This is a genomic window from Streptomyces longwoodensis, assembly GCF_001514125.1.
Taxonomy (GTDB): domain Bacteria; phylum Actinomycetota; class Actinomycetes; order Streptomycetales; family Streptomycetaceae; genus Streptomyces; species Streptomyces longwoodensis.
On the sequence record NZ_KQ948554.1, the window covers coordinates 112,768 to 138,704 of the forward strand.

At 73.4% G+C, this 25,937-nt stretch carries 27 protein-coding genes; 12 read left to right on the forward strand and 15 right to left on the reverse strand.

The genetic code is table 11. The annotated features are described in order from the left end of the window. Positions 1–79: 79 nt before the first annotated feature. The 3 genes from AQJ30_RS18335 to AQJ30_RS18345 all read left to right on the forward strand — a co-directional run bounded on the left by AQJ30_RS18335 (position 80) and on the right by AQJ30_RS18345 (position 2,357). The gene (locus AQJ30_RS18335; protein WP_067235754.1) at positions 80–1,231 is read left to right on the forward strand and encodes an acyl-CoA dehydrogenase family protein; all 1,152 of its coding nucleotides are present in this window, start codon (positions 80–82) and stop codon (positions 1,229–1,231) included. 99 nt (positions 1,232–1,330) lie between these two features. Continuing rightward, positions 1,331–1,618, forward strand: a complete 288-nt coding sequence (locus AQJ30_RS18340) for a YiaA/YiaB family inner membrane protein (RefSeq protein ID WP_067235076.1) — start codon at positions 1,331–1,333, stop codon at positions 1,616–1,618. Positions 1,619–1,733: 115 nt separating this feature from the next. Next, positions 1,734–2,357: a TetR/AcrR family transcriptional regulator gene (locus AQJ30_RS18345; protein ID WP_067235077.1), complete on the forward strand. Its 624-nt coding sequence runs from the start codon at positions 1,734–1,736 to the stop codon at positions 2,355–2,357. Between the two features lie 35 nt (positions 2,358–2,392). On the opposite strand, the gene AQJ30_RS18350 is transcribed toward AQJ30_RS18345, so the two are convergent. Beyond that, positions 2,393–2,854 (reverse strand): MaoC family dehydratase, encoded by a 462-nt coding sequence (locus AQJ30_RS18350; RefSeq protein WP_067235078.1) that lies wholly within the window; start codon positions 2,852–2,854, stop codon positions 2,393–2,395. Positions 2,855–2,965: 111 nt separating this feature from the next. Between AQJ30_RS18350 and soxR the strand changes: the two genes are divergently transcribed. Further along, on the forward strand, positions 2,966–3,439 hold the full coding sequence (gene soxR / locus AQJ30_RS18355; RefSeq protein ID WP_067235079.1) for a redox-sensitive transcriptional activator SoxR: 474 nt from the start codon (positions 2,966–2,968) through the stop codon (positions 3,437–3,439). A 121-nt stretch (positions 3,440–3,560) separates the two neighbouring features. Here soxR and AQJ30_RS18360 read toward each other — a convergent pair whose 3' ends face one another. From AQJ30_RS18360 to AQJ30_RS18370, 3 genes are all read right to left on the reverse strand, one after another. Further along, positions 3,561–4,628, reverse strand: coding sequence for an RNA ligase (ATP) (locus tag AQJ30_RS18360; RefSeq protein ID WP_067235080.1), 1,068 nt, complete (start codon positions 4,626–4,628; stop codon positions 3,561–3,563). A gap of 167 nt (positions 4,629–4,795) precedes the next feature. After that, positions 4,796–5,527, reverse strand: coding sequence for a 3-keto-5-aminohexanoate cleavage protein (locus AQJ30_RS18365; protein WP_067235081.1), 732 nt, complete (start codon positions 5,525–5,527; stop codon positions 4,796–4,798). Between the two features lie 65 nt (positions 5,528–5,592). Next, entirely contained in the window at positions 5,593–6,195 is a 603-nt protein-coding gene (locus AQJ30_RS18370) for a hypothetical protein (RefSeq protein ID WP_067235083.1), read from the reverse strand. Between the two features lie 242 nt (positions 6,196–6,437). Between AQJ30_RS18370 and AQJ30_RS18375 the strand changes: the two genes are divergently transcribed. Continuing rightward, a complete protein-coding gene (locus AQJ30_RS18375) occupies positions 6,438–9,227 on the forward strand; it encodes a penicillin acylase family protein (protein ID WP_079084135.1) in 2,790 nt (929 codons plus the stop codon). A 71-nt stretch (positions 9,228–9,298) separates the two neighbouring features. On the opposite strand, the gene AQJ30_RS18380 is transcribed toward AQJ30_RS18375, so the two are convergent. After that, complete coding sequence (locus tag AQJ30_RS18380) at positions 9,299–10,519, reverse strand: exo-beta-N-acetylmuramidase NamZ family protein (protein ID WP_067235086.1); 1,221 nt, start codon at positions 10,517–10,519, stop codon at positions 9,299–9,301. A 139-nt stretch (positions 10,520–10,658) separates the two neighbouring features. Between AQJ30_RS18380 and AQJ30_RS18385 the strand changes: the two genes are divergently transcribed. From AQJ30_RS18385 to AQJ30_RS18395, 3 genes are read left to right on the forward strand one after another with little or no spacing between them, the layout of a single operon-like run. Continuing rightward, positions 10,659–11,423 carry an SDR family oxidoreductase gene (locus tag AQJ30_RS18385; RefSeq protein WP_067235088.1) on the forward strand — a complete coding sequence of 255 codons (765 nt, stop codon included), beginning with the start codon at positions 10,659–10,661 and terminating at the stop codon, positions 11,421–11,423. Beyond that, on the forward strand, positions 11,420–13,087 hold the full coding sequence (locus tag AQJ30_RS18390; protein ID WP_067235757.1) for a class I adenylate-forming enzyme family protein: 1,668 nt from the start codon (positions 11,420–11,422) through the stop codon (positions 13,085–13,087). The genes AQJ30_RS18385 and AQJ30_RS18390 overlap by 4 nt, the downstream gene beginning before the upstream one ends. Before the next feature lie 26 nt (positions 13,088–13,113). Then, positions 13,114–13,707, forward strand: a complete 594-nt coding sequence (locus AQJ30_RS18395; protein WP_067235097.1) for a TetR/AcrR family transcriptional regulator — start codon at positions 13,114–13,116, stop codon at positions 13,705–13,707. An 89-nt stretch (positions 13,708–13,796) separates the two neighbouring features. On the opposite strand, the gene AQJ30_RS18400 is transcribed toward AQJ30_RS18395, so the two are convergent. Together AQJ30_RS18400 and AQJ30_RS18405 are read right to left on the reverse strand one after the other, a co-directional pair. Further along, complete coding sequence (locus tag AQJ30_RS18400) at positions 13,797–15,011, reverse strand: acyl-CoA dehydrogenase family protein (protein ID WP_067235100.1); 1,215 nt, start codon at positions 15,009–15,011, stop codon at positions 13,797–13,799. A 6-nt stretch (positions 15,012–15,017) separates the two neighbouring features. Continuing rightward, positions 15,018–16,040 (reverse strand): phosphotransferase family protein, encoded by a 1,023-nt coding sequence (locus AQJ30_RS18405; protein ID WP_067235102.1) that lies wholly within the window; start codon positions 16,038–16,040, stop codon positions 15,018–15,020. Positions 16,041–16,296: 256 nt separating this feature from the next. On the opposite strand from AQJ30_RS18405, the gene AQJ30_RS18410 reads away from it, so the two are divergent. Then, positions 16,297–17,271 (forward strand): NADP-dependent oxidoreductase, encoded by a 975-nt coding sequence (locus tag AQJ30_RS18410; RefSeq protein ID WP_067235104.1) that lies wholly within the window; start codon positions 16,297–16,299, stop codon positions 17,269–17,271. A 72-nt stretch (positions 17,272–17,343) separates the two neighbouring features. On the opposite strand, the gene AQJ30_RS18415 is transcribed toward AQJ30_RS18410, so the two are convergent. From AQJ30_RS18415 to AQJ30_RS18430, 4 genes are read right to left on the reverse strand one after another with little or no spacing between them, the layout of a single operon-like run. Further along, positions 17,344–17,736: a DUF202 domain-containing protein gene (locus tag AQJ30_RS18415; RefSeq protein WP_079084136.1), complete on the reverse strand. Its 393-nt coding sequence runs from the start codon at positions 17,734–17,736 to the stop codon at positions 17,344–17,346. Next, positions 17,733–18,125: a YidH family protein gene (locus tag AQJ30_RS18420; protein ID WP_067235108.1), complete on the reverse strand. Its 393-nt coding sequence runs from the start codon at positions 18,123–18,125 to the stop codon at positions 17,733–17,735. The genes AQJ30_RS18415 and AQJ30_RS18420 overlap by 4 nt, the downstream gene beginning before the upstream one ends. Positions 18,126–18,166: 41 nt before the next feature. Next, positions 18,167–18,682: an NUDIX hydrolase gene (locus AQJ30_RS18425; protein ID WP_067235760.1), complete on the reverse strand. Its 516-nt coding sequence runs from the start codon at positions 18,680–18,682 to the stop codon at positions 18,167–18,169. Positions 18,683–18,705: 23 nt separating this feature from the next. Further along, positions 18,706–19,599: a DMT family transporter gene (locus tag AQJ30_RS18430; RefSeq protein ID WP_067235763.1), complete on the reverse strand. Its 894-nt coding sequence runs from the start codon at positions 19,597–19,599 to the stop codon at positions 18,706–18,708. A gap of 268 nt (positions 19,600–19,867) precedes the next feature. Between AQJ30_RS18430 and AQJ30_RS18435 the strand changes: the two genes are divergently transcribed. Together AQJ30_RS18435 and AQJ30_RS18440 are read left to right on the forward strand one after the other, a co-directional pair. Further along, the gene (locus AQJ30_RS18435; RefSeq protein ID WP_079084137.1) at positions 19,868–20,602 is read left to right on the forward strand and encodes a molybdopterin-dependent oxidoreductase; all 735 of its coding nucleotides are present in this window, start codon (positions 19,868–19,870) and stop codon (positions 20,600–20,602) included. Then, entirely contained in the window at positions 20,586–21,212 is a 627-nt protein-coding gene (locus tag AQJ30_RS18440; protein ID WP_067235110.1) for a cytochrome b/b6 domain-containing protein, read from the forward strand. The genes AQJ30_RS18435 and AQJ30_RS18440 overlap by 17 nt, the downstream gene beginning before the upstream one ends. A gap of 45 nt (positions 21,213–21,257) precedes the next feature. Here the strand turns inward: AQJ30_RS18440 and AQJ30_RS18445 are convergent, their stop codons facing one another. Beyond that, complete coding sequence (locus tag AQJ30_RS18445) at positions 21,258–22,655, reverse strand: GntP family permease (protein ID WP_067235113.1); 1,398 nt, start codon at positions 22,653–22,655, stop codon at positions 21,258–21,260. 66 nt (positions 22,656–22,721) lie between these two features. Beyond that, positions 22,722–23,240 carry a gluconokinase gene (locus AQJ30_RS18450; protein ID WP_067235115.1) on the reverse strand — a complete coding sequence of 173 codons (519 nt, stop codon included), beginning with the start codon at positions 23,238–23,240 and terminating at the stop codon, positions 22,722–22,724. A gap of 143 nt (positions 23,241–23,383) precedes the next feature. On the opposite strand from AQJ30_RS18450, the gene AQJ30_RS18455 reads away from it, so the two are divergent. Then, complete coding sequence (locus AQJ30_RS18455) at positions 23,384–24,085, forward strand: FadR/GntR family transcriptional regulator (protein ID WP_067235118.1); 702 nt, start codon at positions 23,384–23,386, stop codon at positions 24,083–24,085. A 28-nt stretch (positions 24,086–24,113) separates the two neighbouring features. Here AQJ30_RS18455 and AQJ30_RS18460 read toward each other — a convergent pair whose 3' ends face one another. Together AQJ30_RS18460 and AQJ30_RS18465 are read right to left on the reverse strand one after the other, a co-directional pair. Then, entirely contained in the window at positions 24,114–24,548 is a 435-nt protein-coding gene (locus AQJ30_RS18460) for a YchJ family protein (protein WP_159052343.1), read from the reverse strand. A gap of 51 nt (positions 24,549–24,599) precedes the next feature. Beyond that, complete coding sequence (locus AQJ30_RS18465; protein WP_067235120.1) at positions 24,600–25,925, reverse strand: M1 family metallopeptidase; 1,326 nt, start codon at positions 25,923–25,925, stop codon at positions 24,600–24,602. Positions 25,926–25,937 lie beyond the last annotated feature (12 nt).

Below are 25,937 nucleotides of genomic sequence, written 5' to 3' on the forward strand. Positions count from 1 at the left end.
CGGAAACTAGCAGTGCTAATTTAAAGGTACGGTTTTCAAGGTCCGGCGTCCGGTCCGACATCTGTGGGGTGATCTCGTGGTGAACCTGGAGCTCAGCGAGGAGCAGACCGCCGTGCGGCAGCTCGCCCGGGACTTCGTGGAACGCGAGGTCGCCCCGCACGCCCTCGCCTGGGACCGGGCGGAGGACGTCGACCGGTCGATCGTGAAGAAGCTCGGCGAGGTCGGCTTCCTCGGCCTGACGATCGACGAGGAGTACGGCGGCTCGGGCGGCGACCACCTCGCGTACTGCCTGGTCACCGAGGAGCTGGGGCGCGGCGACTCGTCGGTGCGCGGCATCGTCTCCGTCTCGCTCGGCCTGGTCGCCAAGACGATCGCCGCCTGGGGCGGCGAGGAGCAGAAGCGGCACTGGCTGCCCGGCCTGACCTCCGGCGCGTACGTCGGCTGCTTCGGCCTGACCGAGCCCGGCACCGGCTCCGACGCCGGCAACCTCACCACCCGCGCGGTCCGCGACGGCGACGCGTACGTGATCAACGGCAGCAAGATGTTCATCACCAACGGCACCTGGGCCGACGTGGTGCTGCTGTTCGCCCGCTCCACGGACGCGCCCGGCCACAAGGGCGTCTCCGCGTTCCTCGTGCCCACGGACACCCCCGGCCTGACCCGGCGCGCCATCCACGGCAAGCTCGGCCTGCGCGGCCAGGCGACGGCCGAACTGGTGCTGGAGGACGTACGGGTACCCGCCTCGGCCCTGCTCGGCGAGGAGGGCAAGGGCTTCTCCGTGGCCATGTCGGCGCTCGCCAAGGGGCGGATGTCGGTGGCGGCCGGCTGTGTCGGCATCGCGCAGGCGGCCCTGGACGTGGCGGTGCGGCACGCGGGCGAGCGCGAGCAGTTCGGCAGGACGATCGCCCACCACCAGCTGGTGCAGGAGCTGATCAGCGACATCGCCCTCGACGTGGACGCGGCCCGGCTGCTGACCTGGCGGGTCGCCGACCTGATCGACCGGGGCCGGCCCTTCGCCGTGGAGTCGTCCAAGGCCAAGCTGTTCGCCTCGGAGGCGGCGGTGCGCGCCGCGAACAACGCCCTGCAGGTCTTCGGCGGCTACGGCTACATCGACGAGTACCCGGCCGGCAAACTCCTGCGCGACGCCCGCGTGATGACCCTCTACGAGGGCACCAGCCAGATCCAGAAGCTGGTGATCGGCCGCGCCCTGACCGGAGTCTCGGCCTTCTGAGGAGGGGGGCGGCGTTCTGAGGACGGGGGCGGCGTTCTGAGTACGCCCTGAGTACCCGGGCGGATGTGCGGCCCCCGGCCGGGCGGCGATGCTCCTGCCATGAGCGAGACACCGGTCAAGCAGCAGAGCACGGCCGCCTTCCACGGGCAGGCCGTCGCCTCCTTCGCGGTCGCCATGGCGGCCACCGCCGTCGGGATCGTCCGGCTCGACGCCGACGCCTGGGTGCGGGGCTTCCTGGCCATCGCGGTCCTCTACCTCGTCACCTCCGCCTTCACCCTCGCCAAGGTCATCCGGGACCGCCAGGAGGCCGGGCAGATCGTCAGCCGGGTCGACCAGGCCCGCCTGGAGAAGCTCCTCGCCGAGCACGACCCCTTCGAGAAGCTCTGACCCGACCCGTGGCGGGGCCTCGGCCCCTCGACCTCCCCGTGAGCGGCCGCTCTAAGCGGCCGCTCAGCTTCGGCGGTATGGTGGTCCCTCTGTCATCGGAAGGGGCGAGCGAGCGATGAGTACGGCGGAGGAGACGGCCGGCGGCGAGATCGAGCCGTGGGAAGAGGTCACCCCGGACGCGGCCAGGCGGCTGCTCGTCGCCGCCGTGGAGGCCTTCGCCGAGCGCGGCTACCACGCGACGACGACCCGCGACATCGCGGGCCGCGCCGGCATGAGCCCGGCGGCGCTCTACATCCACTACAAGACCAAGGAAGAGCTGCTCCACCGGATCAGCCGCATCGGTCACGACAAGGCCCTGGACATCCTGCGCACGGCCGCCCGGCGCGAGGGCACGGCGACGGAGCGCCTGGCCGACGCCGTCAGCTCCTTCGTGCGCTGGCACGCCGGGCGGCGCACCACCGCCCGGGTCGTGCAGTACGAACTGGACGCCCTCGGCCCCGACGCCCGCGCCGAGATCCTCGAGCTGCGGCGCCAGGTGGACGCCGAGGTGCGCGGGATCGTCGAGGACGGCGTGGCCTCGGGCGAGTTCCGGGTGATCGACGTCAAGGGCACCACGCTCGCCGTGCTGTCGCTGTGCATCGACGTGGCCCGCTGGTTCAACGTCGACGGCCCGCGCACCCCCGAGGAGGTCGGCACGCTGTACGCCGACCTCGTGCTGCGGATGGTGGGCGCGAAGTAGGGCGCGCTGCCGCCGCCGTGCCGTACGGCCGTGGCCTACAGGTAGTACCGGGAGACCGACTCGGCGACGCAGACCGGCTTGTCGCCGCCCTCGCGCTCCACGCTGAAGGCCACGGCCACCTGCACGCCGCCCGGGACGTCCTCGACGCCGGTGATCGTCGCGGTGGCGCGCAGCCGGGAGCCGACGGGGACGGGGGCGGGGAAGCGGACCTTGTTCGTCCCGTAGTTGACGCCCATCTTCACGCCCTCGACGCTGATCAGCTGCGGCCCGAACAGGGGGAGCAGGGACAGCGTGAGGTAGCCGTGCGCGATGGTGGTCCCGAACGGGCCCGCGGCGGCCTTCTCCGGGTCGACGTGGATCCACTGGTGGTCCCCGGTGGCCTCGGCGAACAGGTCGATCCGCTTCTGGTCGACCTCCACCCAGTCGGTGTACCCCAGCTGCTCGCCCACGGCCGCCTTCAGCTCGTCGGGGGAGGTGAAGGTCCTCGGTTCTGCCATGTTCCCGGCCTCTCGCTCGGTCCGCGATGTCTAAGCAACTGCTTAGCATGGTCGGGTGGCGGGGGGATGTCAACGGACGGCGGCGTCGGCGCGGTGGGTAGGCTCCGGTGAGTGCCCCAGATTCCCGAGAAGATCCACGAGCTGACCGTCGGCCAGCTGGCCGCGCGCAGCGGTGCCGCGGTCTCCGCCCTGCACTTCTACGAGGCCAAGGGCCTGATCAGCAGCCGGCGCACGCCCGGGAACCAGCGCCGCTACAGCCGGGACACCCTGCGCCGGGTGGCCTTCATCCGGGCGGCCCAGCGGGTCGGCATCCCGCTGGCCACGATCCGCGAGGCCCTGGCCCGGCTGCCCGAGGAACGCACCCCGACCCGCGAGGACTGGGCCCGCCTCTCGGAGGCGTGGCGCTCGGAGCTGGACGAGCGCATCAAGCAGCTCAACCGCCTCCGCGACCACCTCACCGACTGCATCGGCTGCGGCTGCCTGTCCCTCAGCACGTGCGTCCTGTCCAACCCGGACGACGTCTTCGGCGACCGCCTGGTCGGCTCCCGCCTGATGGCGGAACGGGCACGCCAGGAAGGGGATTAGGGCCACCCTGAGGCGCCGTCGCGCGGACCCACCCAGGGGCGCGGGGAACTCCGCGACCGGCCCCGACGCACCGGCAGCCGCCCGACCACCCCGGCCCCCCTCCCGCTCCGCGCTCCGGCGTTCACTCGTACTCCGTCCCGCCCTTCCGCGTCAGGTACGCCGCGCTGACCGCCTTCGCGATGGCCCGGCCCCCCGTCACCGGGCTGTACCGCTCCACCGCGGGCCGGATCACGACGCCCTCCCGCAGGTGCAGGGCCCGGCCGGACACGGTCTCGCGGCCGGAGGCGTGCGCCAGGACGGTCGCGCTGTCGTACGGCCCCTCGAAGAGCCGGGGGACCAGCGGGAGTTCGCCGGCCAGCACCTGCGCCGGGTCCAGCCAGGTCACCGTGCCGCCGATCTCCGCGGAGACGTCGAACACGGCGTACCCCAGGGTGTCGCGCCGCCCGTCCGCGCCGTACGTCAGGTCCTGCACGCCCGCCCCGTACACCTCGCCGAAGACGCCGACCCGTCGCGCGCCCAGCCGCTCGGCGAGCCGGGCCGCGGCCTCGGCGACGCCGTGGCCCCGTACCGCCCGCCAGTACAGGTTGCGCGGATCCTCCTTCAGGGCCAGGGACTTGGCGCCGAAGCCCTTGGAGGAGACGTACGCCCGGTCCTCGTCGGCGACGTAGGTGAGCAGGCAGGCCGAGCCGTGCAGCTTCTCGGTCAGGACGACCGGCTCGCCGGGGGCGAAGATGTCCGGGTACCGCTGGACGTTCTCGATGTCGACCCACGGCAGCAGCGCGGGTGCGGGCTGCACCTCGCCGTCCATGGTCGGCGGGATCGGCGGCACCCACTTGGTGATGCCCAGCCGTTCGGCGAAGTCGGTGCCCTCGGCCGCGGCCCGGACGAGGTCGACGTCCGCCAGCGCCCCCGGCCGGCACACGATGCCCTGCGAGAGCTCGCCGCGCAGCCGGACCGCCTTCACCCGGTCCGCGCTCCCGCCCGCGAGCCGCCCGGTCAGCCCCAGCTCCTCGATCAGCTCGGCCGGCAGCACCGCCTGCTCGGGGATGTACAGGGCCACGTCACCAGTGCGGTACACGCCCTTCGCCACCACCGCGCGGTACAGCCCGACCTGCGCCAGCTCCAGCGCGTCGGCGTTCGGGTGCTCGTGCACGGTCAGCACTTCGGCGGTGACGCGCAGCGTCGACATGGCCTTCTCCCAGGGGTGTTGATCAGCTCGTCGGAATCGTCCGCCCCACTGTCCCGCCGCCGAAATCCCTGGAACCACCGGAATACGCCCTGCTACCGTCGCGCTCGCGCAGCGGACCGGCCTCCTCACGCCGGCACTGGCCTGCGACGCCGGCCCACGACGCCGGCCTACGACGACCGCTGGGCGCCCCCGCGCCGACGCAGCGCCTCCGTCACCAACTCCGCGTTGGACGACGCCCGTCGGCCGTCCGGCAGGACGAGGGTGTCCTCCAGGCCGATGCGGGTCGGGTGGCCGAGGCGGACGGCCAGGGCGAGGACCGGCCAGGTGGACGCCTCCTCGCCGTGCAGGAGGACCGGGCGGCCGTGGGGGATCGCGGCGAGGTCCGCGAGCAGGGCGTGGGCCGACCGCACGGCCGTCGCCGGGTCGGGGTCCGTCACCTCGGCCAGGACGCGCAGGACCCTCGGCGCCCGGGGTGAGGCGGCGAAGCGGGCCGCGCCGTCCGTGCCGGACCAGATGCCGGCCTCCACGCCGACACCCCGGTCGAGCAGCGCGGCGGCCAGCTCCTCGGCGCCCGGCTCGTGCCAGTTGACCGACGCGTGGTCGGGCAGCACCGTCCAGCGGCGGACCCGGTCGACGCGCGTCGTCGGACCGTCCTCGGCCCACGCGCCCGTGGTCACGCCGACGGGCACGTCCACGCGCTCCCGGATCGCCTCCAGCGTCGCCGCGACCGCGTCCGGCGCGAGCGTGTCCCGGCCGCACGGCGTCTTCGGGTGGACGTGGAGGTCCGTCGCCCCGGCCGCGACCGCCTCGGCGGCGGACCGGGCCAGTGCGGCGGGTGACAGCGGCACCGCCGGGGAATCGGCGGCCGTGCGTGCTCCGTTCAGACAGACCTGCACCATGCCCCGATGGTGACACGTCCCCGGGAACAGGGGTGCGGCATCCCCGGCGCACCCCCGCCGTGCGGTCAGGCCGACATCAGCAGCCGTCCGCGCCGGGCGGCGCCCAGCGCCCCGGGCGTGAGCACCGGCCGCGGGACGAGGATCCCGCAGTCCGCGCAGACCGGGCCGGCGGACGGCTCGTGGTCGAGGTCGTCCCTCCAGTCCAGCCGCTCACCGTCGCACACCGGGCAGCACGAGCCCGGTGCCCGCTCCAGCGCGGCGATCAGCCGGCGCAGCACCTCGGCCAGCGGTCCACGGGGGTGGACCCGCGGGTCGTCGCACCACGCCACACCGAAGCCGCCCCAGGTCAGCCGGTGCCAGTCGTCGACACTGCCGGGCCTGCGCAGCCCGTCGTGCTTCTCCTTCCTCCGCCGCTCGGCGAACTCCACCTCGTACGCGAGCCACACCGCGCGGGCCTCCTCCAGCTCCTCCAACGCGGCCACGAGCCGCGCCGGGTCGGGGGATCGGTCCTCGGGCCCGAACCCGGCCCGCGAGCACAGGTGGTCCCACGTCGCCCGGTGCCCGTAGGGCGCGAACCGCTCGAGGCACTTGCGCAGCGAGTACCGCCGCAGTGCCAGGTCGCACCGCGGGTCGCGCACCTGTCTCGCCAGACTCCGGAAACCGGCCATCGCCTTGCACCTCCGTCACATCTGCACCTGTACTTCGGTCACTTCGGCACCGCCGCGCCGACTGCGCGCGACGTCGTCGAAGAGACGTACCGACAGGCGATTCGGCTCCACTCGATCTCCGTGCCGTCGTGGGGTCCGTCGTAAAGCCGTCGTCGGGACCTGGAAAAGTGACGCATGCTCATCTTCACTCCGTGCGCTACCGGCGGTAACCTTCCGGCCACCCCAGTCGCTAGGAGCTGCCCATGCCACGGCGAACCTCCCGCGCAACCCTCGACAGACTGAGAACTCCCGGCAGATTCCCCGGGTTCCTGAAGAGCGCCTCGGTATGCGTCCTGATTGCGGGGCTGTTGTCCCCGCTCACCCAGACGGCCGCCTCGGCCGCCGGAACGGCCACCCCGAACGACCTGTGCGGCGGCCAGTGTTCCGACATCCTGCCGCCCGGCGAGAACGGCAACGCCACCCTCGCCCAGATCCTGCTCAACCAGGCCTTCGGCACCCAGCCCGGGCACGCCGAGGACCAGCTCGGCCCCTACGCCAACCTGGCCAAGGGCTACCCCTCCCTGACCAACGCGACGATCAACACCTTCTTCAACGACGCCTCGTTCGGCGTCTCCTCCGACCAGGTCGCCTCCACCGAGAAGCCCGCCGGGCGCGGCGACGTGACGATCGTCCGCGACAAGAAGACCGGTGTGCCGCACATCACGGGCACCACGCGCTACGGCACCGAGTTCGGCGCCGGGTACGCCGCGGCCCAGGACCGGCTCTGGCTGATGGACGTCTTCCGGCACGTGGGCCGCGGCCAGCTGACCGGCTTCGCGGGCGGCGCGCCCTCCAACCAGGGCCTGGAACAGCAGTTCTGGCGCAATGCCCCGTACACCGAGGCCGACCTCCAGGCGCAGATCGACAACGCCGTGGCGAACAACGGCGCCCGCGGCCAGCAGGCGCTCGCCGACGTCAAGGCCTACCTCGACGGCATCAACGCCTACATCGACGCCTCCGACAGCGGCCGCTACTTCCCCGGCGAGTACGTGCTGACCGGCCACAAGGACTCGATCACCAACGCGGGCACGATCGACCACTTCAAGGTGACCGACCTGGTGGCACTGGCCTCGGTCGTCGGCGCGCTGTTCGGCTCCGGCGGCGGGGGAGAGGTCGACAACGCCCTGTCCCTGCTGGCCGCCCAGGAGAAGTACGGCGTCGCCGAGGGCACCAGGGTCTGGGAGTCGTTCCGCGAACGCAACGACCCCGAGGCCGTCCTGACCGTCCACGACGGCCGCAGCTTCCCCTACGCCACCCGGCCGGACGCCCCCCAGGGCGAGGCCCTGCCCGACGCCGGCTCGGTCACCGGGGAACCGCTGGTGTACGACCGCACCGGCAGCGCGGCGACGGCCACCGCGAGCACCGCCTCCCGCACGGCCGCGGCGACCGCCCTCGGCTCCGCCCGGCGCGGCATGTCCAACGCCCTCGTGGTCAGCGGGAAGTACACGGCGAGCGGCCACCCGGTCGCCGTCTTCGGCCCGCAGACCGGCTACTTCGCCCCGCAGCTGCTCATGCTCCAGGAGATCCAGGGCCCCGGCCTGAGCGCCCGCGGCGCCTCCTTCGCGGGCCTGAGCATGTACGTCGAACTCGGACGCGGCCAGGACTACGCGTGGAGCGCCACGACCTCCGGCCAGGACATCATCGACACCTACGCGGTCGAGCTGTGCCAGGACGACTACCACTACCTGTACCGCGGCACCTGCACGGCGATGGACAAGGTCGAGCAGAAGAACGCCTGGAAGCCCACCACGGCCGACGGCACCGCGGCCGGCTCGTACACGATGCGGGTCTGGCGCACCCGGTACGGGCCCGTCGCGTACCGGGCCACCGTCGGCGGCAAGAAGGTCGCCTACACCACCCTGCGCTCCTCCTACCTGCACGAGGCCGACTCCATCATCGGCTTCCAGATGCTCAACGACCCGGACTACGTCAAGGGCCCGGACACCTTCCAGGGCGCGGTGCAGCACATCAACTACACCTTCAACTGGTTCTACGCCGATGCCACCCACACCGCGTACTACAACAGCGGCGACAACCCGGTACGGGCGAGCGGGGTCGACGCCGAGTTCCCGGTCTGGGCGCAGCCGGCCTACGAGTGGCGCGGCTGGGACCCGGCCGCCAACACAGCCACCTACACCCCGGCTTCGGCGCACCCGCACTCCACCGACCAGGGCTACTACATCTCCTGGAACAACAAGCAGGCCAAGGACTACACGACCGCGCCCTGGGGCGACGGGTCCGTGCACCGCGGCAACCTGCTGGAGGACCGGGTGAGGAAGCTGGTCGCCGCCGGCGGCGTCACCCGCGCCGCGCTGGTCAAGGCCATGGGCGAGGCGGCCCTCGCCGACCTGCGCGCCGAGGACGTCCTGCCGGACCTGCTCGAGGTGATCACCAGCTCCCCGGTCACCGACACCACCGCCGCGGCGGCCGTGGGCAAACTGCGGACCTGGCTCACGGCGGGCGGCCTGCGCACGGAGACGTCGGCCGGCTCCAAGGCGTACGCGAACGCCGACGCGATCCGCCTGCTGGACGCCTGGTGGCCGCTGCTGGTGAAGGCCGAGTTCCAGCCGGGCCTGGGCAGCGACCTGTACACGGCGTTCACGCACAACCTGCCCGTCGACGAGGCCCCTTCGGCCGGCCACGGCCCGACCGGCTCGCACGCCGGCAGCTCCTTCCAGTACGGCTGGTGGAGCTATGTCGACAAGGACGTCCGCGCGGTGCTCGGCAAGTCCGTGCAGGGACCGCTGGCGCGGACCTACTGCGGCGGCGGCAGCCTGTCCGCCTGCCGGGACGTGCTCATCAGCTCCCTGAAGGAGGCGGCGGGCACGACCGCGGCGCAGGTCTACCCCGGCGACGACCAGTGTGCGGCGGGCGACCAGTGGTGCGCCGACTCGATCGTCCAGCGCACCCTGGGCGGCATCAAGCACTACCGGATCAGCTGGCAGAACCGCCCCACCTACCAGCAGGTCGTGGAGTTCACCTCGCACCGCTGACCGGCCACCTCGGCCGGCACCGCGCCATGGCGGCGGGCCCGTCCCCAGGGACACGGGCCCGCCGTCCCCGCTCACCGGTACAGCAGGTACTCCTTCCGCACCCGGCGGAACGCCTCCAGCTCCGCCTGCCAGCCCGCCACCACCTCGTCCGGGGAGGCGCCAGCGTCGATCGCCGTGCGCACCCACGTCGAGCCGGTCAGCTTGTCGATCCAGTGGTCCGCGCGCCAGGCGAAGCCGCTCCACACCCGCCTGGCCGTGACCAGCAGCGCCACACCGGTGCGGACCGGGTCGAAGGCGTCCCGGTCGTGGACGTGGACCTGCACCCCGCCCACGGTCCTGCCCTGGAACTTGGAGAAGGCCGGCGCGAAGTACGCCTCCCGGAAGCGCACCCCGGGCAGCCCGAGGGCGTTGGCGGCGGCGGCCCAGCGCCCGTCGAGGCCCTCGGCGCCGAGCAGTTCGAACGGCCGGGTCGTGCCGCGCCCCTCCGACAGGTTGGTCCCCTCGAAGAGGCAGGTGCCGGAGTAGACGAGCGCGGTGTCGGTCGTGGGCATGTTGGGGCTCGGCGGCACCCACGGCAGCCCGGCCTCGTCGTACCACTGGGACCGCCGCCAGCCGGTCGTCGTGACCACGTCCAGCTCCACCGGCGCGGTCAGGAACTCGCCGTTGAACAGGCGGGCCAGCTCTGCGACCGTCATGCCGTGCGACTGGGCGATCGGCTGCCGGCCGACGAACGTCGCGAACTCCCGGTGCAGCACGGGGCCGGTGGCCGCCCGGCCGGTCACCGGGTTCGGCCGGTCCAGCACCACGCACCGCAGGCCCGCCAGCGCCGCGGCCTCCATGCAGTCGTACAGCGTCCAGATGTAGGTGTAGAAGCGGGCGCCGACGTCCTGGATGTCGAAGACGACCGTGTCGACGCCGGACGTGGTGAAGACGTCGGCGAGCGGCCGGCCGCTCTTGAGGTAGGTGTCGTAGACCGGGAGCCCGGTCGCCGGGTCGTCGTAGCGGCCCTCCGAGCCGCCCGCCTGGGCGGTGCCCCGGAAGCCGTGCTCCGGTCCGAAGACCGCGGTCAGGCCGACGCGGGGGTCGCGGTGCATCACGTCGACGATGTGCTCGGCGGCCCGGGTGACGCCGGTGGGGTTGGTGACGACGCCCACCTTCTGGCCGGCCAGCAGGGCGTAGCCGTCGGCCGCGAGCCGTTCGAAGCCGGTGCGCGGACGCTCGCGGTGCCGCGGTGCCGCCGGGGCCGCCGCCAGGGAGGTGGAGGCGAGCAGGCTTCTTCGGGACAGGTGCATGGATCCTCCGGTGGGTCGTCGCATGCGGGCTGTTCCCCCGCCCCTAGGTTCGGTCAGTTCCCCTTCCCTCACACATACCGACCGGTTAGTCTGTCCCGGCACAGCCGCCCCCGCGCGCAAGTCGTGTCGAAGGAGACCGATGGTGGAAGCCCTGCACAACGCCGGAGTCGTCGTCACCGGAGCCGGAGGGGGGATCGGGGCCGCGCTGGCCCGCCGGTTCGCCGCCGAGGGGGCCCGGGTCGTGGTCAACGACCTGGACGCGGACAAGGCCGGGGCCGTCGCCGAGGAGATCGGCGGCACGGCCGTGCCCGGGGACGCCTCCGCGGTCGTCGACGCCGCCCGCGACGCCCTGGGCGGCACGGTCGACGTGTACTGCGCCAACGCCGGGCTCGGCTCCGCCGGGACCGAGGCCGCCGGCGAGGACGTGTGGGCCCGGGCCTGGGACGTCAACGTGATGGCGCACGTCCGCGCCGCCCACGCCCTGCTGCCCGGCTGGCTGGAGCGCGGGAACGGGCGGTTCGTGTCGACCGTGTCCGCCGCGGGCCTGCTCACCATGATCGGGGCCGCGCCGTACAGCGTCACCAAGCACGGCGCCTACGCCTTCGCCGAGTGGCTGTCGCTGACCTACCGCCACCGCGGCGTCAAGGTGCACGCCATCTGCCCGCAGGGCGTGCGCACCGACATGCTCTCCGCCACCGGCACCGCCGGCGACCTGGTGCTCAAGCCCACCGCCATCGAGCCGCAGGACGTCGCGGACGCGCTGCTCAAGGGGATGGAGGAGGACCGGTTCCTGATCCTGCCGCACCCCGAGGTCGCCGCCTACTACCAGGCCCGCGCCGCCGAACCGGACCGCTGGCTGACCGGCATGAACCACCTCCAGCAGAAGTGGGAGGCCACCCGGTGACCGCCTCCCGCTACGCCGCCAGGCCCTGGCTCGCCCTCCTGGACGACGCCCAGCGGGCCCCGATCGACCCGGCCGACTCCCTGGTGCACGCCCTGCGCCGGGCCGCCGCCGAGGTACCCGAACGGCCCTTCCTCGCCTACTTCGACGGACGGCTGACCTACCGCGAGGTGGACGAGCTCAGCGACTCCGTCGCCGGGCACCTGGCCGCCCGCGGGCTGGAGCGCGGCGACCGGGTGGCCGTCCTGCTGCAGAACTCGCCGCACTTCGTGCTCGCCCTGCTGGGCGCCTGGAAGGCGGGCGCGACCGTCGTGCCCGTCAACCCGATGTACAAGTCGGCCGAGGTCGGCCACGTCCTGCGGGACGGCGAGGTGGCCGCGCTGGTCTGCGCCGACCGCGCCTGGGAGTCGTACCTGCGCGCCACCGCCGCCGACTCGCCCGTACGGATCGTGCTCACCGCCTGCGAACGGGACTTCCAGACCCGCGACGACGCGCGCGTGCTGACCTTCGCACGGCTGCCGCAGGCCGGGGACGCCGACGACCTCGCCGCCGTCGCCCGCGCCGGGCACCCCGCGCCCGAGGGACGCGAGCCGGCCCCCGACGACATCGCGCTGATCAGCTACACCTCCGGCACCAGCGGCACGCCCAAGGGCGCCACCAACACCCACCGCAACATCATGGTCAACGCCGAGCGGCAGCGCACCGGCCTGCACCTGCCCGAGGCGCCCGTCTACTACGCGCTCGCGCCGCTGTTCCACATCACCGGCATGGTCTGCCAGCTCGGCGCCTGTCTGAACAGCGCGGGCACCCTCGTGCTGACGTACCGCTTCGAGGCCGGCGTCGTCCTGGACGCCTTCGCCGAGCACCGCCCGCACTACACCGTCGGCCCCTCCACCGCCTTCATGGCGCTGGCCGCCCACCCCGCCGTCACCCGCGAGCACTTCGCGTCCTTCGTGAACATCTCCTCCGGCGGCGCGCCCCTGCCGCCGGCCCTGGTGGAGAAGTTCCGCGCGGGCTTCGGGCCGTACATCCGCAACGGCTACGGGCTCACCGAGTGCACGGCGCCCTGCGCGTCCGTCCCGCCCCACCGGGAGGCACCCGTCGACCCCGTCTCCGGGACGCTCGCGGTGGGCGTGCCGGGACCGGACACGGTCGTGCGGATCGTGGACGACACGGGCGCGGAGGTGCCCTTCGGCGAGCAGGGCGAGATCGTCGTCCGCGGCCCCCAGGTCGTCCCCGGCTACTGGCGGCGGCCCGACGCCACCGCCGAGACCTTCCCCGACGGCGAACTGCGCACCGGGGACATCGGCTTCATGGACGAGCAGGGGTGGCTGTACGTCGTCGACCGCAAGAAGGACATGATCAACGCCTCGGGCTTCAAGGTGTGGCCCCGTGAGGTGGAGGACGTGCTCTACACCCATCCGGCGGTACGGGAGGCGGCCGTCGTCGGGGTGCCCGACGGCTACCGCGGCGAGACCGTCAAGGCGTACATCAGCCTGCGCCCGGGCGTCGAGACCGACCCGGATGAACTCGCGGTGTACTGCAAGGAGAGACTGGCCGCCTACAAGTACCCGCGGCAGGTCGAGATCCTCCCCGACCTGCCGAAGACGGCGAGTGGGAAGATCCTCCGGCGGGAACTGCGTTCCCGCACGCACGACGGCCGGTAAGGCGAACGGAAAGGCAGGTGGCGGCAGTGCCAAGGACGACGGACGGTGACGGGACCCCCGTGCCGCAGCGGCTGCTGGCCGCCGCCACCCGGCTCTTCGCCGAGCAGGGCTACGACCGCACCTCGGTGCAGGAGATCGTCGAGGCCGCCGGCGTCACCAAGGGGGCGCTCTACCACTACTTCGGCTCCAAGGACGACCTCCTGCACGAGGTGTACGCCCGGGTGCTGCGCGTCCAGCAGGAACGCCTGGACGCGTTCGCCGGCGCCGACGCACCCGTCGAGAAGCGGCTGCGCGACGCGGCGGCGGACGTGGTGGTGACCACCATCGACAACCTCGACGACGCCTCGATCTTCTTCCGGTCGATGCACCACCTCAGCCCCGAGAAGAACAAGCAGGTGCGCGCCGAGCGCCGCCGCTACCACGAACGCTTCCGCGCGCTGATCGAGGAGGGCCAGCGCGAGGGTGTCTTCTCCACGGCCACCCCGGCCGACCTGGTGGTCGACTACCACTTCGGCTCGGTCCACCACCTGTCCACCTGGTACCGCCCCGACGGCGAGCTCAGCCCGCAGGACCTCGCCGACCACCTGGCCGACCTGCTGCTGCGCGCACTGCGCCCGTGACCGCACGGAGCCGCTCCTGACGGAGCCTGACGGAAGTTGACGGAGCCGGCGGCCGGCCGGGGCGCCCGTGGCCCCGGCCGGCCGGTCCGTCACAGGTACTTCTTCAGCTCCCGGCGCGCCAGCGACCGCTGGTGCACTTCGTCGGGCCCGTCGGCGATCATCAGCGTGCGGGCCCCCGCGTACAGCTCGGCCAGCGGGACGTCCTGGCTCACCCCGCCCGCGCCGTACAGCTGGATCGCCCGGTCGATGATGTCCACCACCGCGCGCGGCGTGGCGATCTTGATGGCCTGGATCTCGGTGTGGGCCCCGCGGTTGCCGACGGTGTCCATCATCCAGGCGGTCTTCAGCACCAGCAGCCGCAGCTGCTCCACGGTCACCCGGGCGTCCGCGATCCAGTTGTGCACCACGCCCTGCTGGGCCAGCGCCTTGCCGAACGCCGTCCGGGACACCGCCCGCCGGCACATCAGCTCGATCGCCCGCTCGGCCATGCCGATCAGCCGCATGCAGTGGTGGATGCGGCCGGGACCCAGCCGGGCCTGGGCGATGGCGAAGCCGCCGCCCTCCTCGCCGATGAGGTTCGTGACCGGCACGCGCGCGTGGTCGAAGACCACCTCGGCGTGACCGCCGTGGTAGTGGTCCTCGTAGCCGAACACCTTCATGGCGCGCCGCACGGTGACGCCCGGGGTGTCGCGGGGGACCAGCACCATGGACTGCTGGCGGCGCACGTCCGCGCCGTCCGGGTCGGTCTTGCCCATCACGATGAAGATCCTGCAGTCCGGGTTCATCGCCCCGGAGATGTACCACTTGCGGCCGGTGATGACGTACTCGTCGCCGTCGCGCTCGATGTGGGTGGTGATGTTGGTGGCGTCCGAGGAGGCCACCTCCGGCTCGGTCATCGCGAACGCCGAGCGGATCTCACCGGCCAGCAGCGGCTCCAGCCACTGCTTCTTCTGCTGCTCGTCGGCGAACTGGGCCAGCACCTCCATGTTCCCGGTGTCCGGCGCCGCGCAGTTCAGCGCGGTCGGCGCGAGCTGCGGGGAGCGGCCGGTGATCTCGGCGAGCGGCGCGTACTGCAGGTTGGTGAGCCCGGCGCCGTACTCCTCGTCCGGCAGGAAGAGGTTCCACAGGCCCTGGCGGCGCGCCTCGGCCTTCAGCTCCTCGACCACCGCCGGGGTGTCCCACGGCGAGGACAGCAGGGCGCGCTGCTCCTCGGCCACGGCCTCGGCGGGGTAGACGTGCTCGTCCATGAAGGCGAGCAGCTTGGCGCGCAGTTCCTCGGTGCGCGTGTCGAACGCGAAGTCCATGGCTCGTCAGCCTTCCTGAAGAGTGGTCAGTCCGTGGTCGATGAAGACGGGGACGAGGTCGCCGATCCGGTCGAAGCCGCGCCCGACCGTCTGCCCCAGCGTGTACCGGTAGTGGATGCCCTCCAGGATCACGGCGAGCTTGAACCAGGCGAACGCCGTGTACCAGGAGACGGCCGAGACGTCGCGTCCCGAGCCCGCGGCGTACCGCTCGACGAGCTCCCGCGGGGAGGGGTGCCCCGGCGCCGTGGCCGTGGTGGACACGGGCGAGTCGGGCAGGGCCAGCGGCATGCTGTACATCACCAGCAGGCCGAGGTCGGTGAGCGGGTCGCCGAGGGTGGACATCTCCCAGTCGAGGATGGCCCTGATCCGGTCGTCCTCCCCGATGAGGACGTTGTCCAGCCGGTAGTCGCCGTGCACGACGGCCGGGGCGGGGGAGTCGGGCAGCTCCCGGCCGAGCGCGGCGTGCAGCTCGTCGATGCCGGCCAGGTCGCGGCTGCGGGAGGCGTCGAGCTGCTTGCCCCAGCGGCGCAGCTGGCGGTCCAGGAACCCCTCGGGCCGGCCGAAGTCCGCCAGGCCGACCGCGGCCGGGTCCACCGCGTGCAGCTCGACCAGGGTGTCCACCAGGGACAGCACCGCGTCGCGGGTGCGCCCGGGGCCGAGCGGGGCGAGCTGGTCGGCGGTGCGGTACGGGGTGCCCTCGACGAACTCCATGACGTAGAAGGGGGCGCCGAGCACCTCCTCGTCCTCGCACAGCAGCACCGGCTCCGGCACCGGCACGCTCGTGGGGTGCAGGGCGCTGATCACCCGGTGCTCGCGCCGCATGTCGTGCGCGGTGGCGAGGACGTGGCCGAGCGGGGGCCGCCGCACGACCCAGCGCGCGGTGCCGTCGGTGACGGCGTACGTCAGGTTGGAGCGTCCGCCCTCGATCAGCCGGCCGGTGAGAGGACCCCCCACCAGACCGGGCCGCTCGCGGTCGAGCAGGGCGCGCAGCCGGTCCAGGTCGAGGCCGGGCGGGTGGTCGGGGCTCATGCGGGCTCCTACGGGCTGGGTCAACGGAACTCGACTCATGATGCCGACCGGTCGGTATGTCGTCCAGTGGGGAGGCCCAACGTGATCGGGGCCACCCTATGTTTTTCGGCCCGGCGGGGGCAGGGACCGCCCCGGGAGGGGTACTGCGACGGGGGCCGGCGCGAGCGGACGCGCCGGCGGACAGGTCGCCGCGCGGACGGCGCGCCCCCGGGCGCCCGGCTTGCGCGGCACGGGCTCACCCCGGAGGGTCGGTGGCATGAAGGGCATCAGCTACAGCCGCTACGGCGGACCGGAGGTCCTCGCGTACGGCGAGGTCCGCGACCCCAAGGTCGGACCCGACGCCGTCCTCGTCAAGGTCCGGGCCGCGTCGGTCAACCCGGTCGACTGGAAGGCCCGCCAGGGCTACCTGGACGGCATGCTGGAGGCCGTCTTCCCGGTCGTCCCCGGCTGGGACGTCTCCGGCGTCGTCGTCCAGCCCGGCGTGTCCGTGACCGAGTACGCGGCCGGCGACGAGGTCATCGGGTACGTCCGCGAGGACTTCCTGTCCCGCGGCACCTTCGCCGAGTACGTCGCCGCCCCGGTGCGCACCCTGGCCCGCAAGCCGCGCTCCCTCTCCTTCGAGGAGGCCGCGGGACTGCCCCTGGCCGGGCTCACCGCCTACCAGGTGCTCCACCGGGCGCTCCAGGTCGGGCGCGGCGACACGGTCCTCGTGCACGCGGCGGCCGGCGGCGTCGGCTCGATGGCCGTCCAGATCGCGCACCACCTCGGCGCCCGCGTCATCGGCACGGCGAGCGAGCGCAACCACGACTTCGTGCGCTCCCTGGGCGGCGAGCCCGTGGCCTACGGCGACGGACTGGCCGAGCGGGTGCGGGGGCTGGCCCCCGAGGGGGTCGACGCGGCCTTCGACACGGTCGGCGGCGACGCGCTGAAGGCCTCCGTGAACCTCCTCACCCCGGAGGGGCGGCTGGCGTCCATCGCCGACGGCGACGTCGTCGGCTACGGCGGCCGCTACGTCTGGGTCCGCCCGGACGCCGAGGACCTGGCCCGGCTGTCCGACCTGGCCGACCGGGGCGTGCTCTCGGTGCCGGTGGCGGAGACGTTCCCGCTGGAGCGCGCGGCGGACGCGTACCGCCTGAGCGAGGAGGGCCACGCCCGCGGCAAGATCGTGGTCACGGTCGACTGGGAGGACCCGGCACCGGAAGCGGGGAGCACCGGGGCGACGGGGTACTGAGCCGGGGGCGCCGGGCCCCTACCGCCTCACACCACGGCGCCGGACCGCCTCACACCACGGCGCCGGACCGCCTCACACCACCAGCGCCGCCGCGCACACCGCCAGGGCCACCGCGCACAGCGCGGCCGCGGTGGCCTGCCGGGCGGGCAGGGGCGCCGGGCGGGCCGTGCGCGCGAGGGCCAGGATGCGGCGCTGGGCCACGAGCAGGAAGGCCACCCACAGCGCGCAGCACACGGCGCACGCGACGATCGAGGCCGACGAGGGCCCGCCGTGCAGGGCCGCCCGCACCGCGAGCACGGCGGCGACGGTGCCGGCCAGCGTCGTACGCCGCCAGGCGAGCCGGGTCCGCTCCGGCTGGAGCCCGGGGTCCCGGTCCCCGGTCGTCCCGTGACGGCTCGTCCCGCCCGCCCCGGATCCGGAGCCCGCCCCGGCCTCCCGACCCGTCCCGGCCTCCCCCCGGCTCACCCTTCCCACCCGGCGAGCACCACGACCACCATCGCCACGGCCACCACCGCGACGACCACCCCGAGCAGCGCCGGGAACCGCGACGTCGGCAGGTCCTCCCCGCGCCGCATCGCCCGCTCGCACCGCACCCAGTGGTTCACCGCGCGCAACGAGCACAGCACCCCGGCCGCCAGCAGGGCGAGCGCCAGCCCCACGCGCCAGCCCCAGCGCAGGTCGGGCAGGAACTGGTCGACCGCGAAGCCGCCGCCGATCAGCGCCAGGGCGGTGCGCAGCCAGGCCAGGAACGTGCGCTCGTTCGCCAGCGAGAACCGGTAGTCGGGCGTGCTGCCCTCCTCGCGCACCTGCTCGGGCGCGAACCACAGGCGGACGTTCCGCACGAAGTCGATCACGCCCAGGACATTACCGGGCGCCCGGCGCGGGCCGCCCGCCGTCAGCGGGCCGCCAGGAACTCCCTGAGCCGGTCGTGGGCCGCGAGCCCGTCCGGCACCCACTCCCAGGAGGCCAGACGCCGCTCGACCTCCTCCTCGGGGAGGAAGTCGTGCCAGGCCACCTCCTCCACCTGCGGGTGGACCGGCAGCGTGCAGCGGACCTCGTAGACCGCCGACCACCAGCTGTGGCCCGCGCCGTCGTCGTAGAGGAACTTGAACAGGAACTCCGGCCGGGGCAGGCCGCTCACCCCCAGCTCCTCCTCGGCCTCGCGCAGCGCCGCGTCGTCGTAGGACTCGCCCGCGCCGACCACCCCGCCGACGAACATGTCGTACAGCGACGGGAAGACCAGCTTCGTCGGGGTGCGCCGGTGGACGAAGACCCGGCCGTCGGCGTCCCGGGCCCGCACGAACACGCAGCGGTGGCGCAGGCCCTCGGCGTACGCCCGTCCGCGCGGCGCCTGCCCGACGACCCGGTCCTGCTCGTCGACGATGTCGAGGATCTCCTCAGCAGCGCTCATGCGGGCCATCCAAGCACGCCCGCTCAGCGGGACTGGAGGTCGGGCACCGGCTCGCGCGGGGCCGTGCCGCGGGGCATCGCCGGGTGCAGCCCGAGCAGCACGATGCCCGCGACGATCGCCGCGAGTCCCGCCGCCTCCCAGGCCAGCGCGCCGGTGTCGGTGTGCAGCCGGTCGCCCAGGAAGCCCACCCCGCAGGCGATCCCGGCCAGCGGCTGGGCCGCGGTCAGCGCGGGCAGCGACATGCGCAGCGGGGCCGTCTCGAAGGCGCTCTGCACCAGCACCAGACCGGTCACCCCGAGCACCAGCACGCCGTACGGCTGCCATCCGGTCAGCAGCCCCGTGAGCCCGCCGTCCGCGAAGCGCTCGCCGCTCACCCGGGTCAGCGCGTCCTGCACGCCGTAGAGCAGCCCCGCCGCGAGGGCCAGCAGCACCGGTCCCGCGCTGAGCCGTGAGCGCTTGGCGTACGTGGTGACCAGCAGCGCCAGCCCCACCATCACGCCGATGATCAGCCAGTGCCGCAGCGGGTCCGTGACCGCCGTGCCGCCGCGCGGCTCGCCCGCCACGATGAACGCCGTCACCCCGCCGGCCAGCAGCGACAGGCCCGCCCAGCCCTGGCGGCCGAGGGACTGCCGGGTGCGGCGCCGGGACAGCGCGAGGGCGAACAGCAGGTTGGTCGCCAACAGCGGCTCCACCAGGGAGACCTCGCCGCGGCCGAGCGCGACCGCGCCGAGCACCATGCCGGCCACCATCAGGGCGAGTCCGCCCAGCCAGGTCGGCACCCGCACCAGGTCGAGCAGCAGGCGGGGCGAGAGGAAGTCACCGAGGGGCGCCCGCTGCGCTGCGGCCTGCTGGAGGACGAACCCGAAACCCAGGCAGCACGCGGCACCGACGGCGAGAGCGAGAACCAGAACCGACACGCTGCGCACCTCGATCAATCCGGCCGGGCCACGGGTCGTGGCTGCCGACTGTAGCGTCCTCGTGCCCGCACCGGCCCGGGGAATGCCCGGAATGACGTGTTCCGGGCGGTCGCTCCATGCTGGGCCGTACGGCGCCCCACCGCCATGGCGCACGCCACACGCACCCGTGGGAGACGTCGGACGTGCGTCGGTGGGGCAGGTGGGAAACGGTGACGAAAGTCTGACGGACCCCGGCCGTCCCTGGCCCCGTCCGGTCCCAAGTGCTCGAATGGACCACGTGGACCCCGAACACCCGGAGGAACGCGGCACCCCCGTCGGCCGGCGCGTCTTCCTCGGCACCCTGGGCCTCGGCGCACTCGGCGTCGTCGCCGCCCCCACGCTGCAACGCGGCCTGGAGGCATTCCTCGGCAGCGCCGCCGACAAGGACCCCACCGGCCTGACCGGACTGCTGCCCAACGGCGGCGGCTTCCGCTACTACTCGGTGACCTCCTCGGTCCCGCACAAGAACGCGCAGACGTACCGCCTCACCGTCGACGGCCTCGTCGACCGCCCCCGCCGCTACACCCTCGCCGACCTGCGGGCCCTGCCCCAGACCCGGCTGGTCAGGGACGTGCAGTGCGTCACCGGCTGGCGGGTCCCGGGCACCCCCTTCGAGGGCGTGCGGCTGTCCGCGCTGCTCGACGCGGCCGGGGTGCGGGCGACGGCGGGCGCGGTCCGCTTCACCTGCTTCGACGGGGCGTACTCGGAGAGCCTCACCCTGGAGCAGGCCCGCCGGCCGGACGTCCTGGTCGCCCTGCGCATGAAGGACGAGGACCTCGGCCACGACCACGGCGGCCCGGTCCGCCTCTACGTGGCCCCCATGTACTTCTACAAGTCCGCCAAGTGGCTCTCCGGCATCACCGTCACCGAGGACGTGCGGCCCGGCTACTGGGAGGACCGCGGCTACGACGTCGACGCCTGGGTCGGCCGGTCGAACGGACGCGACGATGACCCTACGAGCTGACCCGGCCCCGGCGGCCGCCACCCGCGTCCCGCGCTTCGGCCCCGCCCAGCGCCGGATCCACCGCGCCACCGCCCTGCTCATGGGCGTCTGCGTGGTCACCGCCGCGTGTCTGTACGTCCCCCAGCTCGCCGAGCTCGTCGGCCGCCGGGACCTGGTCGTCCGGATCCACGAGTGGGCGGGGCTCGCGCTGCCGGTGCCCGTCCTCGCCGGGCTCGCCTCCCGCGCGTTCCGCGCCGACCTGGGCCGGCTCAACCGCTTCGGCGCGCACGACCGGCTGTGGCTGCGGGCCGCCCTGCGCCGGGACAAGCGCCGGGAGGCCCGACCGGCGGGCAAGTTCAACGCCGGGCAGAAGGTCTACGCCTCCTGGGTGGCCGGGGCCACGCTGGTGATGCTCGGCACCGGACTGCTGATGTGGTTCACCCACCTCACCCCGATCCAGTGGCGCACCAACGCGACCTTCGTCCACGACTGGCTGGCGCTGACCCTCGGCATCGTCCTCGCCGGCCACATCGGCATGGCCCTGGGCGATCCCGAGGCCCGCCACGGCATGCGCACCGGCTGGGTGAGCGAGGACTGGGCCGACCGGGAACACCCGCTGTGGCGCAGGTGAACCGGCCGGCCCCGGCGTCCAGGACCGTCGGCGGCAGGCCCCCTCCTAGATCACCAGCGACAGGAGCAGGACCAGGCCGCCGCCGACCACGGAGATGATGGTCTCCATGATCGACCAGGTCTTGACGGTCTGGCCGACGCTCAGCCCGAAGTACTCCTTCACCAGCCAGAACCCGGCGTCGTTGACATGGCTGAAGAACAGCGAGCCGGCGCCGATGGCGAGGACCAGCAGCGCGGTGTGGGTCGTGGACATGTCGGCCGCGAGCGGGGCCACCAGGCCCGCCGCGGAGACCGTCGCCACGGTCGCCGAACCGGTCGCCAGCCGGATGGCCACCGCGATCAGCCAGGCCAGCAGCAGCGCCGGGATCGACCAGTCCTTGGAGATCTCCAGCACCATCTGGCCCACGCCGCAGTCGATCAGCGTCTGCTTGAAGCCGCCGCCCGCGCCGACGATCAGCAGGATGCCCGCGATGGGCATGAGGCCCTTCTCGACCAGTCCGGAGATCTTCTCCTTGCCGAAGCCGGCGGGCCGGGCCAGCGTGAAGATGCCGACGAGCACGGCGGCGAGCAGGGCGATCAGCGGCGAGCCGATCACGTCGAAGACGCGCTGCACGGTGTGCTCGGGGTCGTCCACGACGATGTCGACCAGGGCCTTGGCCAGCATCAGCACGACCGGCAGCAGGATCGTGGCCAGCGTCGCGCCGAAGCCGGGGCGCCGCTCCAGCTCCTCCGAGGGGCGCTGCGGGATCATCCGGTCGGGGGCCGGGACGTCCACCCAGCGGGCCGCCACCTTGGAGAACAGCGGACCGGCGACGATCACCGTCGGGACGGCCACCAGTACGCCGAGCGCCAGCGTGACGCCCAGGTTGGCGCCCACCGCGTCGATCGCGACCAGCGGGCCGGGGTGCGGCGGCACCAGGCCGTGCATCACCGACAGGCCGGCCAGCGCGGGGATGCCGATCCGCATCAGGGAGTAGTTGCCGCGCTTGGCGACCATCAGCACCACGGGGATCAGCAGGACGACGCCGACCTCGAAGAACAACGGCAGGCCGATCACCGAGGCGATCAGCACCATCGCCCAGGGCAGCGAGCGGCCGCCCGCCTTGGCGAGGATCGTGTCGACGATCTGGTCGGCGCCGCCGGAGTCGGCGAGCATCTTGCCGAGGATCGCCCCGAGGGCGATCAGCACGCCCACCCCGGCGACCGTACTGCCGAGGCCGGTGGTGAAGCTGGTGATCACCTTGTCCAGCGGCGCCCCGGCCACCGCGCCCAGCGCGAGCGAGCCGATGGTCAGGGAGAGGAAGGCGTGCAGCTTGAACTGGGTGATGAGCAGGACGATGACGGCGATGCCCACCAGGACGGCTATGCCCAGCTGGGCGTGGCCGGCCGAGGTGATGGGCTCGACGGGGTCCGCTGCCAGCATCTCGACGCTGAGTGTGGTCACGGTTTTCCTTGCAGAGAGGGGGCCGACGGGGGAGTGCGGCCGGGGTGGTGTGAGGTGCCGCCGGTCCTACGGGGCCGGGTCGGGGAGCCGGTCCAGCGCGGCGACGGCGCGCTCGGCGATCTCCTCGGGGCCGCCGGCCACGTCGACGCCGACGCCCGCCTCGTCCGCCCCGAGCGGCTGGAGCGTGGCGAACTGCGAGTCGAGCAGCGCGGTCGGCATGAAGTGGCCCCGCCGGTGGGACATCCGGTCCTCGATCAGCGCCCGGTCACCGATGAGGTGGACGAACACCACGCCGGGAGCGGCGGCCCTGAGCCGGTCGCGGTACGACCGCTTCAGCGCCGAGCAGCTGACCACCCCGCCCAGTCCGGCCCGCTCGTGGGCCCAGGCGCCGATGGCGTCCAGCCACGGCCACCGGTCCTCGTCGTCGAGCGGCACCCCGGCCGTCATCTTGGCGATGTTGGCCCGCGGGTGGAAGTCGTCGCCCTCGGCGTAGGGAACGCCCAGCCGGGCGGCGAGCAGGGGACCGATGGTGGTCTTGCCCGTGCCGGCGACGCCCATCACCACGACGACGTGGGGGGTACGCATCACTGCCTCGCTGTCCTCTTCGACATCCGACACCGACATCCGGCGTCGGCCACGATGAAACCCATTAGGTACGACGAATTCAAGACCTTGTGACAAATAAGTCTGACTTTTTGGCTCCGTGATCCACCCCGTACGCTGAGTGCATGAGCACATCGGGCAGGGGGCTGCACGGCCGCGTACTGGACACCCTCGGCCCCGAGATCACGGCGGGCGTATACCCCGCGGGCAGCGTTCTGCTCACCGACGAGCTCGCCCAGCGCTTCGACGTCTCACGGTCCGTGATGCGCGAGGCGGTCCGGGTCCTGGAGTCCATGCACCTGGTCGCGTCCCGCCGCCGCGTGGGCGTGACGGTGCTCCCGTCCGCCGAGTGGAACGTCTACGACCCGCAGGTCATCCGCTGGCGCCTGGCGGGCGCCGACCGGCCGCGCCAGCTGCGCTCGCTCACCGTCCTGCGCTCGGCCGTCGAACCGGTCGCGGCCGGCCTCGCCGCCCGCCACGCCACGGCCGAGCAGTGCGCCGCGCTGACCGAGTGCGCGCTCGGCATGGTGGCCACCTCGCGCGGCCACCGGCTGGAGGAGTACCTGGTGCACGACATGGCCTTCCACCGGGTGATCCTCACGGCCTCGGGCAACGAGATGTTCGCCCGGCTCGGGGACGTCGTCGCCGAGGTGCTCACGGGCCGCACCCAGCACGAGGTGATGTTCCCGGACCCCGACCCGGCCGCGGTCACCCTGCACGTGCAGGTCGCGGAGGCGGTCCGCGAGGGCGACGCCGCCCGCGCGGAGGCCCTCACCCGCGAGATCACCGTCGGCGCGCTGCAGGAACTGGACATCCTGGCGCCGTAGCAGGGCGGGTCCCCCGCGTGCGGCGCGGTCAGGCGCCGGGAAAGTCCCCGTCGACGTACGTCCAGGCCCCGTCCACCCGCTCGAAGCGGCTGCGCTCGTGCAGCGCGCCGCCCCGGTAGGAGGCCCGGAACTCCACGACCCCGGCGGAGTGGAACGCGGTCCCGTCCTCGGTCGCCAGGACCTCCAGGCCCGTCCAGCGCACCCCCGGGTCGAGGTCCAGCCGGGCGGGCCGGGTCCGCGGGTGCCAGGTCCGCAGCAGGTACTCCGCCTCGCCCCGGACGAACGCGCTGTACCGCGACCGCATCAGCCGCTCCGCGGTCGGCGCGACGGCCTCACCCCGGTGGAAGCGCCCGCAGCAGGCGTCGTAGGACCCGGGCAGCCCGCACGGGCAGCCGGAGGGCCCGGCGGTGGGCCGGGGAGCGGACCGGGCGGGGCGGGAGGTGCGGGCGGGACGACGGGCCATGGTCACCATTGTCGCCGAACCGCGCCGGCCGCCGGGCCCCGGCCCGTCCGCTCAGCCCTCGGGCAGCGGCGGCAGCGCCGTGCCGTACACCCACGCGTCGAACAGCTCCTCCACCGGCTCGGGCGCGAAGCGCGCCACGTGCGCGGCGAACGTCTGCGTCGTCACCGCCCCGCCCCGGTGCAGGGACGTCCAGCCGCGCAGCATCCGGAAGAAGACGTCGTCGCCCAGCGCGCGGCGCAGCGCGTGCACCGCCAGCCCCCCGCGTTCGTAGAGCCGGTCGTCGAACATCGCCTTGCGGCCCGGATCGGCCAGCCGCAGGTCCTGCGGCAGGGAGGACAGCAACCGGTGTGCAGCGGCGGCCGGTTGACGCGCCGGACGGCCGCCGGAGCGCTCCGACCACAGCCACTCCGCGTACTTGGCGAGCCCTTCGTTGAGCCAGATGTGCCGCCAGTCGGCGACCGAGACGCTGTTGCCGAACCACTGGTGCGCCAGCTCGTGCGCCACCAGCCGCTCCGAACCCCGCGCCCCGTCCACGTGGTTGGCGCCGAACAGCGACAACCCCTGCGCCTCGACGGGCACGTCGAGGTCCTCCTCGGTGACCACCACCGCGTACTCGTCGAACGGATAGGGCCCGAACAGCTCCTGGAACAGCTCCATCATCGCCGGCTGCCGGGCGAAGTCCCGTGAGACGTCGGCCAGCAGGTGCGCCGGGATGTGCGCGTGCTGCGGCACCCCGCCCGGCCCCGGGTCACCCAGCAGCACCGTCTGGTAGCGCCCGATCGCCAGGCCCACCAGGTAGCTCGACGTCGGCGCCGCCTGCTCGTACACCCAGGTCGTCGTGGACGCCTTGGTGGTCCGCGTCAGCAGCCGCCCGCCCGTCACCACGGAGTACGCCGACGGCGTGGTCACCGAGATCAGGTACGACGCCTTGTCGGCGGGCCGGTCGTTGCACGGGTACCACGAGGGCGCCCCGACCGGCTGGCTCGCCACCAGCGCCCCGTCGCCCAGCTCCTCCCAGCCGAGCCCGCCCCACGGGCTGTTCACCGGCCGGGGGTTGCCCGACCAGTGCACCTCGACGGTGAACGCGGCCCCGGGCCGCACCGGCTTGGCCGGGCGGATCCGCAGCCGCCCGCCCCGGTGCGTGTAGTGCGCCTGCCGTCCGTCCACCCGGACCCGGCCGATCCGGAAGTCGGCCAGGTTCAGGTGGAACTCCGTCAACGGCGCCCGTCCCGCGATGGCGTTGATCCGCGCCGCGCCGCCCAGCCGGTTCGGCCCCGGCCGGTAGTCCAGCGTGAGCTCGTAACGGTGCACGCGGTAGCGCGGATCGCCGTTCGCCGGGAAGTACGGGTCCGGACCCGCTGACTGCTGGACTGCCACTGCCGTTGCCGC